This is a genomic window from Myxococcaceae bacterium JPH2 (assembly GCA_016458225.1).
GTDB lineage: Bacteria > Myxococcota > Myxococcia > Myxococcales > Myxococcaceae > Citreicoccus.
The window spans coordinates 810,301-825,281 of record JAEMGR010000003.1 but is presented as its reverse complement, the minus strand read 5'-3'; the positions used below and the strand labels follow the sequence as shown (position 1 = coordinate 825,281).

12 protein-coding genes are annotated in these 14,981 nt (G+C 70.5%); 5 read left to right on the top strand and 7 right to left on the bottom strand.

Annotated features, from left to right (window positions below; all coding sequences use genetic code 11):
- The first annotated feature begins 115 nt into the window (after nt 1–115).
- Nucleotides 116–1,930, top strand: coding sequence for an amidohydrolase (locus JGU66_08080; GenBank protein MBJ6760719.1), 1,815 nt, complete (start codon nt 116–118; stop codon nt 1,928–1,930).
- An 18-nt stretch (nt 1,931–1,948) separates the two neighbouring features.
- Here the strand turns inward: JGU66_08080 and JGU66_08075 are convergent, their stop codons facing one another.
- Nucleotides 1,949–2,905 (bottom strand): SDR family NAD(P)-dependent oxidoreductase, encoded by a 957-nt coding sequence (locus tag JGU66_08075; GenBank protein MBJ6760718.1) that lies wholly within the window; start codon nt 2,903–2,905, stop codon nt 1,949–1,951.
- Nucleotides 2,906–3,006: 101 nt separating this feature from the next.
- Here JGU66_08075 and JGU66_08070 point away from each other — a divergent pair, with 101 nt between their 5' ends.
- A complete protein-coding gene (locus JGU66_08070) occupies nt 3,007–3,984 on the top strand; it encodes a WYL domain-containing protein (GenBank protein ID MBJ6760717.1) in 978 nt (325 codons plus the stop codon).
- On the opposite strand, the gene JGU66_08065 is transcribed toward JGU66_08070, so the two are convergent.
- Both JGU66_08065 and JGU66_08060 read right to left on the bottom strand, forming a co-directional pair.
- A complete protein-coding gene (locus JGU66_08065; GenBank protein ID MBJ6760716.1) occupies nt 3,981–5,549 on the bottom strand; it encodes a carboxylesterase/lipase family protein in 1,569 nt (522 codons plus the stop codon). The genes JGU66_08070 and JGU66_08065 overlap by 4 nt on opposite strands.
- 293 nt (nt 5,550–5,842) lie before the next feature.
- Nucleotides 5,843–6,133 (bottom strand): hypothetical protein, encoded by a 291-nt coding sequence (locus tag JGU66_08060; GenBank protein MBJ6760715.1) that lies wholly within the window; start codon nt 6,131–6,133, stop codon nt 5,843–5,845.
- 35 nt (nt 6,134–6,168) lie between these two features.
- On the opposite strand from JGU66_08060, the gene JGU66_08055 reads away from it, so the two are divergent.
- A complete protein-coding gene (locus JGU66_08055; GenBank protein ID MBJ6760714.1) occupies nt 6,169–6,441 on the top strand; it encodes a hypothetical protein in 273 nt (90 codons plus the stop codon).
- Nucleotides 6,442–6,444: 3 nt separating this feature from the next.
- Here JGU66_08055 and ppk1 read toward each other — a convergent pair whose 3' ends face one another.
- The gene (gene ppk1, locus JGU66_08050; GenBank protein MBJ6760713.1) at nt 6,445–8,607 is read right to left on the bottom strand and encodes a polyphosphate kinase 1; all 2,163 of its coding nucleotides are present in this window, start codon (nt 8,605–8,607) and stop codon (nt 6,445–6,447) included.
- A gap of 198 nt (nt 8,608–8,805) precedes the next feature.
- Between ppk1 and JGU66_08045 the strand changes: the two genes are divergently transcribed.
- Together JGU66_08045 and JGU66_08040 are read left to right on the top strand one after the other, a co-directional pair.
- Nucleotides 8,806–9,312, top strand: a complete 507-nt coding sequence (locus tag JGU66_08045) for a hypothetical protein (GenBank protein ID MBJ6760712.1) — start codon at nt 8,806–8,808, stop codon at nt 9,310–9,312.
- Between the two features lie 125 nt (nt 9,313–9,437).
- Nucleotides 9,438–11,705, top strand: a complete 2,268-nt coding sequence (locus tag JGU66_08040; protein ID MBJ6760711.1) for a PAS domain S-box protein — start codon at nt 9,438–9,440, stop codon at nt 11,703–11,705.
- Between the two features lie 9 nt (nt 11,706–11,714).
- On the opposite strand, the gene JGU66_08035 is transcribed toward JGU66_08040, so the two are convergent.
- From JGU66_08035 to JGU66_08025, 3 genes are all read right to left on the bottom strand, one after another.
- Nucleotides 11,715–12,188 carry a cupin domain-containing protein gene (locus JGU66_08035; GenBank protein MBJ6760710.1) on the bottom strand — a complete coding sequence of 158 codons (474 nt, stop codon included), beginning with the start codon at nt 12,186–12,188 and terminating at the stop codon, nt 11,715–11,717.
- Nucleotides 12,189–12,303: 115 nt separating this feature from the next.
- Nucleotides 12,304–13,248, bottom strand: coding sequence for a TIGR02266 family protein (locus JGU66_08030; GenBank protein ID MBJ6760709.1), 945 nt, complete (start codon nt 13,246–13,248; stop codon nt 12,304–12,306).
- A 117-nt stretch (nt 13,249–13,365) separates the two neighbouring features.
- Nucleotides 13,366–14,718: an RtcB family protein gene (locus tag JGU66_08025; GenBank protein MBJ6760708.1), complete on the bottom strand. Its 1,353-nt coding sequence runs from the start codon at nt 14,716–14,718 to the stop codon at nt 13,366–13,368.
- Between the last annotated feature and the right edge of the window lie 263 nt (nt 14,719–14,981).

Here is a 14,981-nt window from a genome sequence, read left to right as displayed (position 1 = left end):
CTGAACGAGTGCAAAGACAACCCTTCGCGACCCTGGGGGGCGATGGACGCTGTGACGCTCACGGGACACCTTGCTCGGCGGAGCATGTTTTCCACTTCTGCCCCGAGTCCCCTGAATGACCACGAAACGCCCCTCCGCTGAGACCCCCGTCCCCATCGCTGACCGCATCTTCGAGGGCGGCACCATCCTGACGATGAATGACGCCCAGCCCACGGCAGAGGCCGTGGCCTTGAAGGGCGACACGATTCTCGCGGTGGGCACGCGTGACGCGGTGCTGCGCCACCGCGGGCCGAACACGGAGGTGGTGTCCCTGCGAGGCCGCACGATGTTGCCGGGCTTCGTGGATGGCCACTCGCACCTGGGCGCCATGGTGGACACCTGGGGCTGGCCGGACTTGAGCCCTCCTCCGGCGGGTGAGGTCGCGAGCCTGGAGGACATCCTGGACCGGCTGCGGCTGCACCTGGAGGCGCACGCGCCGCCGCCGGGCTCCACCATCGTGGCGGTGGGGTATGACGACTCTCGGCTCAAGGAGAAGCGTCACCCGCTGGCGGACGAACTGGATCGCGTCTCCACCACGCACGCGCTGGTCCTCATCCACGTCTCCGGGCACCTGGCCACGGCCAACCACCTGGCGTTGACCCAGGCCGGCTACGTGAAGGGCGTGGAGGATCCGCCGGGCGGCTCCATCTGGCGCGACGACAAGGGCGAGCCCACCGGCGTGGTGACGGAGCAAGCGGTCTTCGGGCTCCTGGCGCACCTGCCGCCGAAGACGCCCGAGGAGCAGCTGACCACGCTGGAGGATGTCCAATGGCACTACGCCAGCCGGGGCATCACCACCGCGCAGGAAGGACAGACATCGCCGGCCTCGCTGGCGCTGTTGGAAGAGGCGGCGCGACAGCATCGGCTGCTCATCGACATCGTCGCGTATCCGAAGTGGACCACGGTGGGAGACACGCTCGTGCAGCACCCGGTGCGCAGCTCCTCGCGCGTGCCGCACCGGCATGACTGTGACCGCGAGCCCCGAGGCGCCGCGTCGTCGTCGCCAGGACTGCTGGCCGACTTCAAGGCGCGCAAGCACGTGGGCACCTACGTGGGGCGCCTCAAGGTGGGCGGCGTGAAGATCACCGCGGACGGCTCGCCGCAGGGCAAGACGGCCTACCTCACGCAGCCGTACGTGAAGCCGCCGGAGGGCAAGCCCGAGTCATACCGGGGCGAGCCGGTGGTGAGCCAGGAGGAGCTGGACGGCTGGTTCGACCGGGCCTACGCGGAGGGGCTCCAGCTCCTGGTGCACTGCAACGGGGACGCGGCCGCGGACATGATGATCTCGGCCGTGCGCAAGGCGCGCACGCTGCAGGGCCCCAAGGCGCTGCGGCCGGTGATGATCCACGCGCAGACGGTGCGCGAGGACCAACTGGATGCGATGCGCGACCTGGGCATCCTCCCCAGCTACTTCAACGCGCACACGTACTACTGGGGCGACTGGCACATGCAGGAGACGCTGGGGCCGGCGCGCGCGCTGCGCATCAGCCCGCTGGCGTCCACGCTGAAGCGCGGGATGCCGTTGTCCATCCACTCGGACGCGCCGGTGATTCCGCTGGAGCCCATGCTGCTGGTGGACGCGGCGGTGAACCGCACCAGCCTGACGGGCGTGGTGGTGGGCGAGGAGCAGCGCATCGCCGTGATGGAGGCGCTCAAGGCGCTCACCGTGGGCAACGCCATCCTCTACTCGGAAGAGGGCACGAAGGGCACCATCGAGCCGGGCAAGCGCGCGGACCTGGTGGTGCTCTCCAGCAATCCGCTCACGGTGTCCCAGCACACGCTCAAGGACATCCGCGTGCTGCTCACCGTGAAGGACGGCCGGGACTTGTTCACCGGCTATGCGTGGCGCGCGGGCCGAGACGCCTCGTCCCTCCGAGAAGAGGCGGGCTGAGGCGTCCCTGAGCGCCGCTCAGTATTGAGGCCAGTCCGGGGCGACGACTTCAATCGCCCCGTTCATCCACGAGGCATATGCCGCGTCGTCCGCCACGGTGTACGGCTGGCGATAGGTCCGCGTGAAGTGGTCGGCCCAGTGCGGCTGGGTGCCATCCAGGTCCGTGAAGCCATACTCACGGGCCAGGGTCCATGACGCGACGACGCGGCCGGCTCGAGCCTTCACGTTCGGGTCGGCCGCGAGCGCCGCCACGGCCCGGCCCACATACGCGGGCGTCTCGGATGCGATGAAGTTGGGGTCCTTCCGGGCGCCGTCGCGCCAGTTGGCCTCCGTCACGCCGAAGCAGTCCAGCATCTCCTCCGAGCGGAGGAAGCCCGGGGTGACGGCGAGCGCGGTGACGTTCGTGCGCCGCAGGTCGCGCGACATCGCGAACGCTAGGCGGATGACCGCCATCTTCGTGACGTCATAGGCGACCGCGCCGCGGTACCCGAACGAGTCGCCGTCCGTCACCTCGACGATGAGGCCCTGGTTGCGCTCCACCATCATCGGCACGAGGTGACGGCTGGTGAGGAGGTGCGTGAAGACGGCGCGCTCGAACATGAGCCGCGCCTTCTGCGCGGACTGCTTCCAGAAGGGCAGGCCCAGCTCCATCAGTGACTCGCCGCCCCAGATGTCGTTGACGAGCACGTCCAGGTGACCGGCCTCGGAGCGGATGCGCTGAGCGAGCGCCTCCACCTCCGCCTCCACCGAGTGGTCCACGCGCACGGCGATGCCCTTGCCGCCCAGCGCCGTCACGCGCTCGGCCGTCTCTTCGAGGGTCTCTGGCCGCTGGCTGCCGCTGGCTAGGTGTCCGCGCACGCTGCGCCCCGTGCAGTACACGGTGGCCCCCGCCTCGCCCAGCATCGTGGCGATTCCCCGCCCCGCGCCCCGCGTCGCGCCTGCGACCAGGGCAATCCGTCCTTCGAGTGGCTTCATGGTGATGTTTCCTTTCCACCGCGAAGATGGCTCAGTGAAGATGACATCCATTGTCATGTTTCCCCGGCGAGGCTTCGGGGCCTGACCGGAGGAGTCCGCCCATGCGCGCCGATCGACTCGTGCACTTGCTGATGCGGCTGCAAGCCCGCCCCCGGAGCACCGTGGGGGCCTTGGCGCGAGAGCTTCAGGTGTCCGGGCGCACGGTGCTGCGCGACCTGGAAGCGCTGTCCACGGCGGGTGTCCCGGTGACCACCACGCGAGGCGCGGGCGGTGGCGTGTCGCTGATGGAGGGTTGGCGCACGCAGCTCACGGGGCTGACGCGGCCGGAGCTTCAGGCGCTGGCCTCGGTGGGCGCGCCGGGAGCGCTGGAGGACCTGGGGCTTTCGGGTCCGCTGCGCACGGGGTTGGTGAAGCTGGCGGCGGCGCTGCCCTCGCTTCAGCAGCCGGCGCTGGAGCACGCGCGGCAGCGCTTGCTCGTGGATGCATCCGGGTGGTTCACGACGCGAGAGCGGGTGCCTCACCTGGGGGTGCTGCGCGATGCCGCGTGGCAGGACCAGCGCGTGACGTTGACGTACCAGGACTTCGAGGGCGCGCGCACCCGACGGCCGGTGGACCCCTACGGGCTCGTCATCAAGGCGGACCGTTGGTACCTGGTGGCGGGGACGGAGAAGGGGCCGCGCGTGTTCCGAGGCTCGCGCATCGAGGGCGCGCGGCGGCGGCCCCAGGGCTTCACGCGCCCGGCGGACTTCGACCTGAATGGCTTCTGGAAGGACTGGTGCGCGCGGTTCGCGACCGAGCGTCCCCGGTATGAAGTCACCCTGCGCTGCACGGAGGCCGGCGTGGCGGCGCTGCGTGCGCTGAGACCGCCCTCGGAGGCCGCGCGGCTGGACGCGGCGCTCCGAGGGAAGCGACAGGTGGTGCTCGACTTCGAGCGCGAGGCCATCGCGGTCTCGCAGCTCTGTGGGGTGGGGGCGGCGGTGGAGGTGCTGGCGCCGGAAGCGCTGAGGCAGCGGCTGGGCGCCGTGGGGGCGGCGCTCCAGTCGCTCTACGGCGCTTCCGGTCGACGGCGCTCCGCCTAGGGGGTGGCTCGCGCGCGTCCCTGGGCCTTGCTGCTCGTCGCAGAGGTGGGGGACTTCGGCAGGGCCGGAGGTGGCGGCTTGGCGAACTGGTCGATGATGGGGATGAGGATCTGCGCCACGTCGAGGATGGGCTGGTCGAAGTTCTCCACCTGCACGGGGGACTTGGAGATGCGCAGCAGCACGTCGCGATCCTCGGTGTGCTCATCCCACGTGACGCGGCCGAGCGCTCCCGGATCGCTGCGCTGGGCGAACCGGACCACGGCCTCGACGAGGTTCGTGGTGAGGGTGCGGTCCTCGTCGGAGATGAAGCCCTCGGTGGGAGGACACAGCTCGGGGGTGCCCAGGAAGTAGGGCACGTCCTCGCCGTGTGGCACGCCGAGGATGCGGCGCGGGGCGAGCAGCTTCGCGCTGTACTCGAACAGGTAGCGCCACGCGCGCCCGCCGTGGTGCGAGTGGAACGAGGCGTAGTGGCGGGGTGACACGGAGAAGACGAAGTCGCGGCACATCCGCCGGCCAATCTCGCGGTCGTCTTCCACGTCGGGGTACAGCTCGCGAATCGAGTCGGCGATGGGGCCGAGGCGGTCGAGGATGGTCGCGGGGTCGATGCCGAACGCGCTCACCACGCTGGAGTCATCGTTCGTGCTGCCGAGGATGAGGGGCAGCTTGAGCTGATCGCCGGACTCGAACGTGGTGCGGATGGGCTCGGGGAGCACCGAGTCGCCGTAGATGGCGTTGGGTGCGTTGAGGGTATCCGCGGGGAGCATCCAGAAGTTCTCGGCGGGCAGCTTGCGGAGCTGGTCCATGGTGACGAAGGGGTCGGTGATGCCGGCCCGGCGCGCGAAGGCGATGCCGCTGAGCTTCGCGTCGGCCACGGGGCGCTCGGAGAGCACGTAGGCGCTCATGGAGATGCCCTTGTGGAAGAGGCCCTTGCCTCGGACGAGGGGCGAGGCGAACAGCGCGAGGACGCTCTTGGCGCCAGCGGACTGGCCCATGAGGGTGACGTTGCCGGGGTCACCACCGAAGGCGGCGATGTTGTCGCGCACCCACTCGAGGGCGAGCATCTGGTCCAGCAGGCCGAAGTTGGCGGGGCCGCCGGGGTTCTCTTGTTCGAGCGCGGGGTGGGCGAAGAAGCCCAGGTGTCCCAGGCGGTAGTTGAGGGTGACGAGCACGACCTCGCGCGAGGCGAGGGGCACGCCGTGGTAGGGCGGCACGCCGCTGGCGCCGACGACGAAGGCGCCGCCGTGAATCCAGACGACGACGGGGAGCTTCGCGCTGGTGCCGAGCTTGGGGGAATAGACATTGAGGTAGAGGCAGTCCTCGGAGAGCTTGCCGGGGTCACCGCCGCCGCCTTCGATGCAGCCTTGTCTGGATTGGAGGGAGGAGGGGCCGAACTCGATGGTGTCGCGGGTGCCGGTCCAGGGGGTTGCGCGTTCGGGGGCGCGCCAGCGCAGGGGGCCTACGGGGGGCTTGGCGTAAGGGATGCCTTTGAAGAGGGAGATGCCTCTGTCCTGGAGTCCCTGAACCTTGCCTTCCTTCGTTTCGACGACGGTCGACCGCGTGCTCATCCACTGGCTCCGTTCGGCTGCGTGAAGGCCAGACTTCCGACGAGGGACACCCAAGCGAGGGGGACGCGCGATTCGCCGGATGACTGTCCGGGGGTGGGCAGCGTGGATAGGCTTTCAAGAATGTCTGGGCAACACGTTCGCCGTCTGGGATGCAAGGAAGCGAGGCCTGAAGAACAGACGTCACGCCTCACCCTGTCCTTGAGTCCATGAAGCCTGTTCGCCCAGGCCATGTAGTCCCCGCCCTCGGGGAGGCAGACCGGAGTCCCGGGTGGGTATGGATTGGGGACCCTCGGCTACTCCGGATCCAGCGCCCAGGTTCCGTTCTCCCAGTGTCTCAGGGTCATCATTGCGTCGAGGGCACCGATCAGCTCGAGCTGACAGATGCTCCGGACAGGCTCGGTGTTGGGCCGTGTGCTCGGCCCAGTAAGGTGGGCGCGCCCGTGGATGACGAGGACTTCAACTGGGATGGATTCGCGTTCACTGCCGCGGCTCGGGCTCGTGATGAGCGGAGCTTGCCTTGGGCGCAGGTTGCCCTGCTTGTCTATGAGACGCTCGCCCAGCATCCGCCCGGCGGAGACCTTCATTCCATCCAGCTCTCGGCGATGAGTCTGCGCTCTGGATGATTCGCGAACTTGGCGCTCAGGCGGGCGACGCGGTGTTGGACCCGGACTTCATCGTCCAGTGGTTCCATAGCCTCGCCACGATTTTCCTTGAGGAGGCGAGGCGGCTCGTGGCGGTCCCAAACTGGCCTTCCCTCCCCGTGGAGACCCTGCTGACGCTGCGCCGCATCAAGAACGCGCTCAATACCTTGTCGTTTATCTCCGAGTCCGGAGTGGCGCTGCGGCATCCGGAGCTGAATGACTGGCTTCGGCTCCGGAGTCGGTTGCCTTAAGGGCTACGGCAGGGGTCTGCCGCTCTGCACCTGCACCATCCGCGTGGCGCGCTCCATCAGCTCGCCCTGGGCCCAGCGGCGCTCTCCGCCCGGTGGCGGCGTGCGGCGCTTCCATTGACCTGTGGGCGCGAGCTCCCACGCGTGCGTGTTGTCCACCAGGCAGCGGTCCACCAGGTCCTTCACCTGCGCCAGGAGCGCCGGGTCCTCGATGGGCGCCAGGATTTCCACCCGGTGGTCCAGGTTGCGCGGCATCAGGTCCGCCGAGCCGATGAGGCACCGCACCTCCGTGCCCCGCTCGAACAGGTAGATGCGCGAGTGCTCCAGGAACCGCCCCAGGTCCGACACCACGCGGATGTTCTCCGACACCCCGGGCACCCCCGGACGCAGGCAGCAGATGCCTCGCACGTTCAGGTCCACCCGCACCCCCACCCGCGAGGCGTCGTACAGCGCGCGGATGATGCCCGGGTCCACCATCGCGTTCATCTTCATCACGATGCGCGAGGGTCGCTCCGGCGTGTGCGCCGCCACCGTGCGGCGAATCTCCTCCAGCAATCCCTCCCGCATCGTCAGCGGCGCCACCAGGAGCTTGCGGAAGGACTTGGGCCGCCCGAAGCCCGTCAGGAAATTGAAGACATCCGCCACGTCCGCCCCGATGTCCGGATCCGTGGTGAACAACCCCAGGTCCGTGTAGAGGCGCGCCGTCTTCGGGTTGTAGTTGCCCGTGCCGATGTGCACGTAGTGCCGCACCCGCTCGCCCTCGCGCCGGACGATGAGGATGGCCTTCGCGTGTGTCTTGAGGCTCGGGATTCCGTAGACGACGTGCACCCCCGCCTCTTCCAGCGCGTTGGCCCAGCGGATGTTGGTGCGCTCGTCGAAGCGCGCCTTCAGCTCCACCATGCACACCGCCTGTTTGCCATTCTCCGTCGCGCGGATCAGCGCGGGCACCAGGGGCGAGCTGTCGGACGTGCGGTACACCGTCTGCTTCAGCGCCAGGACGTCCGGGTCCTCCACGGCCTCCGCCACGAAGCGCTCCACCGACGTGGCGAAGGACTCGTAGGGGTGGTGCACCAGCAGGTCCCCGCGCCGCATGGCCGCCATCACCGTGCCGCCGCCATCCGGGGACTCGCTGTCCGGACGCAGCCGCGCCTGGGTGACCGGCGTCCACGGCGAGTCGCGCAGCTCCGGGAACCCCGGCGTGCCCACGATGGACATCACGTCCGCCAGGTCCAACAGGCCGCGCTCCTCGTAGACCTGCCGTGGCTCCAGCGCGAGCGCCTCCACCAGCGGCTCCAGCAGCTTGGGCTGCATCCCCGCCTGCACCTCCAGGCGGATGACGTCCCCGAAGCGGCGCTGGCGCAGCTCCGTCTCCACGGCCTTGAGCAGGTCCTCCGCGTCCTCGGACACGGTGAAGTCCGCGTCGCGCGTGACGCGGAACAGGCTCCAGCCCAGCACCTCCATCCCCGGGAACAGGTCCTTGAGGTGGTGCGCGATGATGTCCTCGAGCGGCACGAAGATGTTGCCCTTGAGCGGCACGAAGCGCGGCAGCAGCTCCTTGGGCACCTTCACCCGCGCGACGCTCTCCTCCTCCGCCACCGGGTCGCGCAGCAGCACCGCGAGGCTGAGCGACAGGTTGGAGATGTACGGGAAGTGCCGCCCCAGCCCGATGGCCAGCGGGGTGAGCACCGGGAAGATCTGCTCGCGGAAGCGCTGGTCCACTTGCGCGCGCTGCTCGGCGTCCAGCTCCTTCACGGGGAGGATGCGCAGGCCCTTCTCCGCCAGGGCCGGGCGCAGCACCTGCTCGAAGCAGTCCGCGTGGCGCTTGCTCTGCTCGAAGATGCCCTCGTGCAGCTTGTCCAGCGTGGTGCCCGGGGAGGCCCCGTCCGGCACCAGCCGCGCCACGCCGCCGCGCGCCTGCTCGTGCAGCCGCGCCACCCGAATCATGAAGAACTCGTCCAGGTTCCGCGCGTAGATGGAGATGAACTTCAGCCGCTCCAGCAGGGGCTCGTCCGCGGACTCGGCCAGCTGGAGGACCCGGTCGTTGAAGGCCAGCCAGGAGAGCTCTCGGTTGAAGAACAGCTCGCTGTCCGTGACCTCGACCCCGGCGGGCAGCACGTCCCGCTCCGCCGGCTTGTGGGTGCCGCCACGGCCCGTGCCGCGCTTCGACATGAAATAGCTCCTCGTGGAGACGCTCACGAAGACGGTGTACCAGCCCGGTCAGAAGGCCATTGTAAACTCGCGCGCTCACCCAGGGAGCGGACACTCCGCCATTCTTTGGTGCACCAGGGAACAGCCGCGACTCCTGGCGAGGTTCTGACCGCGTCTTGCTTGCATCCAAAATGGCGGGACGGCATTTCAGGGAACGTGATGGGACAAGACATCTCCTCGAATGGTGCAGCGGCGGGTACTCCGGGCCCCACTGCCCCCCATGGCCTCTTCACGGCCTTCCATGAGCGCAAGCCGAGCTCCAAGCGGCGCGCCGTGGTGGTGGGCGCGGTGGTCGTGCTGGGGCTGGGCGGCTGGGCGCTCTCCCGGCAGGCCGAGCGCAACTTCCGGGTCCTCACGCCCCATGGCATCCGGACGGTGTCGCCGGGCATGTCGCAGGGCGAGGTGGTGGCGGTGCTCGGACATCCCATCACCCTGGACAAGGTGGATGGCGCGGACTGCTACCGCTACGGACAGCCCACGCTCAGGGACCCCACCTTCGTCATTTACTCGGTCTGCTACTCGGGCGGCGTGCTGCGGGACGTGAAGCAGCACAAGTACTCCGCCTGGAACGTGGATCCGAAGACCGGCACGTTCCTTCCGGCCGCGGGCGGAGCGGGCTCGGCGCCCCAGCCCGAGTCGGAGTCCTCGGCGGGCGGCCAGCCCTGAGCGGGGCGGCGTCGCCCACTTCCCGACATCGATAAGGCCCGTCGGCACGCCTGGGCGGGCCACCGCGGGCGCCTCACCTTGGCCCCGGGCCTCGTGCGTCCCGACGAGAGGCCCGGAGGGACGGTGTGTCGCGTCCATGGGCCTTCGCGCAGCGCATGGGGGCGGGCTTCGTGGCCTCGCTCGTCGTGGCGCTCGTGTTGGCGGGCGCGGCCGTGGGCGCGCTGCTGACGGTGCGGGCCAGCCACAAGGCGCGCATCCTGGACCTGTCCAACGACGTGCTGGAGGTGGAGCGGCTGCACCGCGCCTTCAGCGAGAAGGTGGCCAGCGGGCGGGGGCTCGCGCTGTCCGGGGACGCGCAGTTCCAGCGGGACATGACCATCGCGCGCCAGCGCTTCCAGGTGCTCCAGGAGCGTCTTCGTCCGCGCCTGGCGGATGAGCCGGCCGCCACGCTGCTCAGCTCGGCGGTGCGGGCCGAGCAGGAGCACGAGGACGCGGCCCAGGCGCTGGGGGCGGCCAACGACGCGGGGGCCAGCCGCGATCAACTGGATGCGCTGTTCCACGAGCGGGTGGGGCGCGCGCGGGAGCGCACGGAGCAGGCACTCCAGCGGCTGACGACGCACGCGAGCGAGCGGCTGTCGCGCGGCATCCGGGATGCGATGGAAGCGGACCGGCAGGCCCTGGCGCTCATGCTGGTGGCGGCGGTGCTGGGCACGGCGGCGGCGGCGATGCTGGCCTGGGTGCTCATGCGGCGGCTGGCGCCCTTGCGGCGCGAGGCGGCGTCCACCGCCCGGCGCTTCCAGCTCCTGGTGGAGAGCGTGCGCGACTACGCCATCTGCTTGCTGGATGCCCAGGGCCGGGTGGCGAGCTGGAACCCCGGCGCCGCGCGCATCACCGGCTGGCGGGAGGAGGAGGTGCTCGGCCGGCCCGTGGCGATGTTCTATCCCCAGAAGGCCGTGGCGGAGGGGCGGCCGGAGCGGGACCTGGAGCGCGCCGAGCGAGACGGGCGGCTGCGCGGCGAGGCGGCCCGGCTGCGCAAGGATGGAACGCTCTTCTGGGGCGAGGTCGTCCTGGTGGCGCTGCGCGACGAGGAAGGGCGGATGCAGGGCTTCGCCCTCCTGGTGCGCGACATCACCGAGCGCCGCCGAGCGGAGCGCATGCAGCGGCTGCTCGCGGTGGCGGGGAAGGTGTTCCAGCAGGCGACGGACCCGGACCTGATGGTGGCGGAGCTGACGCGGATGATGGTCCCCGAGGTGGCGGAGGGCTGCATCCTGTTCCTGCTGACGCCCTCGGGGCAGCTCGTCCCGCGCGCGGTGGCGCATGCGCGGCCCGAGAGCCAAGAGGCGCTGTGGGAGGCGGCCCGGCGCTACCCCTCGCGCGAGGATGCGGCCCACGGCGTCTGGCGGGTCCTGCGCTCGGGACGCTCGGAGCTGGTGCCCGAGGTGCCCCCCGAGACCCTGGACCGGAGCGCGGAGTCCCCCGAGCACCGATCGCTGCTGTGCGCGGCGGGCATCGGCTCCTATCTGGCGGTGCCGCTGCGGGTGGAGGAGCGCACCCGGGGCGTCTTCGTGTTGCTGTCGGAGCCCGCCGGCCGCCGGTTCACCCCGGAGGATCAGGTGCTGGTGGAGGAGCTGGCGGGGCGGGCCGCGCTCGCGCTCGACAACGCGCGCCTCCTGCGCGAGGCCCAGCAAGCGCTGGAGCTGATTGGGGTGACGGCGCATGACCTGGGCAATCCCTTGCACGCGCTGCAATTGCTGCTCAGGAGGCTCCAGCGGGTGGACGCACAGGAGTCACCGGAGCGCATGCGGGTGGGGCTGGCGGCGGCGCTGAAGCAGGCGCAGCGGCTGGGGCAGCTGCTGCACAACCTGCTGGACCTGTCGCGACTGTCCTCGGGGAAGCTGGTGCTGGATGTGGCGCCGGTGGACCTGGCGGACGTGGCGCACGAGTGCATGGAGCGCTTCTCGGCGCAGGCGGCGGAGGCGGGGTCCCGGCTGGAGCTGTCCGCGGAGCTGGGGCTGGTGGGGCGGTGGGATCGTCCGCGCCTGGACCGCCTGGTGACGAACCTGCTGTCCAACGCGCTGAAGTTCGGGCGGGGCAAGCCCATCCTGCTGAGCGTGGAGCGCGCGGGCGGCGCCTGGGCGCGGCTGTCGGTGAAGGACCACGGCCTGGGCATCGCCGAGGACGCGCAGCGGCGCATCTTCGAGCGGTTCGAGCGTGAGCCGTCCGCCGGGAGGAACACCGGCTTCGGGCTGGGGCTCTACATCGTGCGCCAGCTCGTGGAGGCGCACGGCGGCACCGTCCGCGTGGAGAGCACGTTGGGAGAGGGTGCCACCTTCATCGTGGAGCTGCCGCTGCCGCGCGCGGGCGTGGACGCGGAGCTGCCCGCGCCGCACTGAGCCCGTGGCCTAGAGGCGCTCGAGCCGCTCGACGGTCCGCGCCTCGCGCACGTCGCCGGTGTTGAGGGTGGTGTCCGGCTCGAAGAGGAGCACGTGCACCTCCTGCTCCGCCACGGGGCGATGCTCGACGCCGCGGGGGACGATGATGAACTCGCCGGGCATCACGTCCACCGTCCGGTCGCGGAACTCCATGCGCAGGTGCCCGTGGAGGACCAGGAACAGCTCGTCCTCCACCTCGTGGTGATGCCACACGAAGGGCCCGAACAGCTTGGCCAGACGCACCTGCTGCCCATTGAGTTCGCCCACGACCTTGGGCGACCAGTGCTCGGAGAAGAGGGAGAGCTTCGCTGCCAGATTGACCTTGTCCAGGGTGGACTCCACGGGTGAGGGAGGCGGTGTCGGGGTTGGCTCGGCTCGGCGGCCCGGGTCCCAGCGAGGCGGACGCGCGCTGCCCGAGACGGTGCTCCGGATGGGAGAGGTCATGCCGGCCATGCTCCGGACGAAGGGGACACCCTAGCGTGTCTGTCTTTGCGAAGGATAGTGGCACGGGGCTCGCGACGGCGAGCCCGCGGGTTGGCTACCCAACGAAGCCGCCGCCTCAATCGGGATAGAACATGGGGTCGCGGGTGGTGACGAACGAGGAGATGACGCGAGCGACCTCGGGCGCGAGCCCGGTGAACTGCACGCCCACGCCAGGCATCAGCTCGGGCGTGCGGTCATTCCCCTCGCGCACCCAGCGGACCACGCCGGCCACCTTCATGGGGCGGCCGCCGGGCAGCGTGAAGTCCAGCTCGACCTGGGTTCCGCGGGGCACGGCCTCCACCGTGGCGATGAAGACGCCGCCCTCGCTGATGTCCATGGAGAAGCCGGTGAAGAAGTTCGAGTCGCTCCGCATGTCGATGGACGTGTGCATCCGCACCCGCCCGTTGCGACGCGCGTCGGGGCTGTCTGCCGGGGCGGCCGGCCGTGCCATCGGCGCGGGGCGCGCGGCGGGCGCCACGCCAGGAGGCGTCGCGCGGGGCGGCGGCGGGCGGGGAGGGGCCTCGCGGGCCTGCTCTGCCTGACGCGCGCGGGCGGCGGCCTCCTGCTGCGCGCGCGCGCGGGCGGCGGCCGCATCGGCCAGTTGCTTCAGCCCGGCCTCGGCCTCGGAGAGCGTCTGGGCGAGCTGCGCGGTGCCTTCCTGGTGCACGCGCAGCGCGGACTGGAACTCCAGGCCCGCCTGGCGCCGGCTGTCGAGGGCGATTTCTCGGGCCTCCAGCGCGCGCTCGCGCTCGGCCTCCACGGACAGCTCGGGGACGTTGGAGGCTTGCAGCCACGCGCTCCATTGCTGGAGCTGCGGCGTGGCACCGGGCTCCGCCTGGGCGCGAGCCAGCGCCGTGCGCACCTGGGTCAGCCGCGCGGTGAGCGCTGCGGCGTCCTGCTGCGCGCGGGCGAGCTGCTCCGCCAGACGCGACTCCAAGCCGGACATGTCGGCCTCGGCGCGCGTGAGTTCGGCCTCGCGCGATGCGGGAGGCATACGGGCTGCGGGAGACGACGGACTCATCGGTGGGACTCCAGAGGGGCGCCACTCTAGCCTCCCCTGGGCGGCCTCACGAGCCCCAGGTACCAACGCCCTGGGGTGTCAGGGCCCCACCGGCCCACCCAGGGCGGGCGGGCAGGCTCAGTCCGTCCCCTTGATGCAGGCCAGGGGCTTGAGTCGGTGGGCCACCCGCGCGAGGCCCGCCTGCTCCACCGTCTCCAGCACGTCGTCGAGGTTCTTGTAGCAAGGCCCCGACTCATCCAGCGGGGTGGTCCGGGTGTTGAGCAGGATGCCCGCCTCGGCCATGCGACGGTCCGTCTCCGCCTGCTGCAGCTCGCGTCGCGCGGCGGCGCGGGACAGCCGGCGCCCCGCCCCGTGGTTCACGGAGTAGATGGACTTCTGCGCGCCCGGCTCGGCGAAGAGGATGGCGCTGCCGGTCTCCATGGAGCCCGGGATGAGGATGGGGTGGCCCGTGGCCGCCCACGGGGTGCCCTTGAGCGCGGGGTGCCCGCCGGGGAAGGCGCGCGTGGCGCCCTTTCGGGCCACGAACTTGCCGGCCTCCCGCTGGATGAGGTTGTGGCTGATTTCGTAATAGATGCTGGCCGAGCCGCCGAAGACGTCCTCCAGCGCGTCGCACACGGCCTCGCCGATGATGAGCCGGTTGGCCACGGCGAAGTTGGCCGCCATGTTGTGCAGGTTCCAGTAGTCGCGGCCCAGCGGGCTGTCCGCGTCCAGCCAGATGAAGTCCTCGCTGCGCTGCTTCAGGCCCAGGTGCTCCGCGCCCGCCACGAAGAAGTGCTTGGCGATGTTCCACCCGAAGCCTCGGCTGCCGGTGTGCAGCATCACCCAGACGTGGCCCGTCTCGTCGACCTGCATCTCCATGAAGTGGTTGCCGCCGCCCAGGCTGCCCAGCTGCCCGCGCTTGTCCCGGGCGCGGTCGGGGATGTCCACGCGATCATCCTCGACGGGGACGAAGTCGCGCTCGGTGACGGAGGAGCCGCGGCCCAGCGCCTTGGCGCCGTGGCGCACCACGTCGGCGAAGGTGCCGTCCGAGACGCGCCGCTGCTTCTGCACCCGGCTGGAGCCCACGCCCACGGCGATGCGCGAGGTGACGTCGTTGATCCACTGGCGGCGCTTGGTGGGATCCGCCACGTCCTCCAGCGTGAGCGTGGTGCGCAGCTGCACCATGCCGCAGCCGATGTCATAGCCCGCGGCGGTGGGCAGCAGGACGCCGTCGGTCTCCACCACCGTGCCGATGGGCACGCCGTAGCCCACGTGGCAGTCCGGCGTCACCGCGACGCGCGTGACGCCCGGGAACGAAGCCGCGTTCACCACCTGGGCGAAGACCATGTCCTCCAGCCCCGGTGACTCGGGCCCCTCGCCCCACAGCAGCTTGTCCGAGAGGAAGAGGTCCGCGTGGACCCGCATCGTCTTGGTGCGAGGCAGGACGTAGTGCCCCTCGCTGACCTTCTCCAGAATCTGCTTCCAGCTCATGGCGCACCTTGCCCACCCAGGGTTGAACAGCCGCGAGCGACGCGGACATCCGCCGGCTCTGACAGCCTCCGATACAGGGTCGCGGCTGAGACCTGCGGCCTCCGCTGCAAGGTCGCGGCTGAGACCTGCGGCCTCCGCTGCAAGGTCGCGGCTGAGACCTGCGGCCTCCGATACAGGGTCGCGGCTGAGACCTGCGGCCTCCGCCTTGTGACAGATGCGGGACGCTGCGCCCAGCCCCGGGGACAGGGCGATGTCCGAGTGCC

Coding starts and splice junctions, on each gene's coding strand:
- JGU66_08035 (MBJ6760710.1), bottom strand. CDS start 12,188: ATGACCTCTCCCATCCGGAGCACCGTCTCGGGCAGCGCGCGTCCGCCT.
- JGU66_08055 (MBJ6760714.1), top strand. CDS start 6,169: ATGATTCGCGAACTTGGCGCTCAGGCGGGCGACGCGGTGTTGGACCCG.
- JGU66_08070 (MBJ6760717.1), top strand. CDS start 3,007: ATGCGCGCCGATCGACTCGTGCACTTGCTGATGCGGCTGCAAGCCCGC.
- ppk1 (MBJ6760713.1), bottom strand. CDS start 8,607: ATGTCGAAGCGCGGCACGGGCCGTGGCGGCACCCACAAGCCGGCGGAG.
- JGU66_08060 (MBJ6760715.1), bottom strand. CDS start 6,133: ATGAAGGTCTCCGCCGGGCGGATGCTGGGCGAGCGTCTCATAGACAAG.
- JGU66_08065 (MBJ6760716.1), bottom strand. CDS start 5,549: ATGAGCACGCGGTCGACCGTCGTCGAAACGAAGGAAGGCAAGGTTCAG.
- JGU66_08075 (MBJ6760718.1), bottom strand. CDS start 2,905: ATGAAGCCACTCGAAGGACGGATTGCCCTGGTCGCAGGCGCGACGCGG.
- JGU66_08080 (MBJ6760719.1), top strand. CDS start 116: ATGACCACGAAACGCCCCTCCGCTGAGACCCCCGTCCCCATCGCTGAC.
- JGU66_08030 (MBJ6760709.1), bottom strand. CDS start 13,248: ATGAGTCCGTCGTCTCCCGCAGCCCGTATGCCTCCCGCATCGCGCGAG.
- JGU66_08025 (MBJ6760708.1), bottom strand. CDS start 14,718: ATGAGCTGGAAGCAGATTCTGGAGAAGGTCAGCGAGGGGCACTACGTC.
- JGU66_08045 (MBJ6760712.1), top strand. CDS start 8,806: ATGGGACAAGACATCTCCTCGAATGGTGCAGCGGCGGGTACTCCGGGC.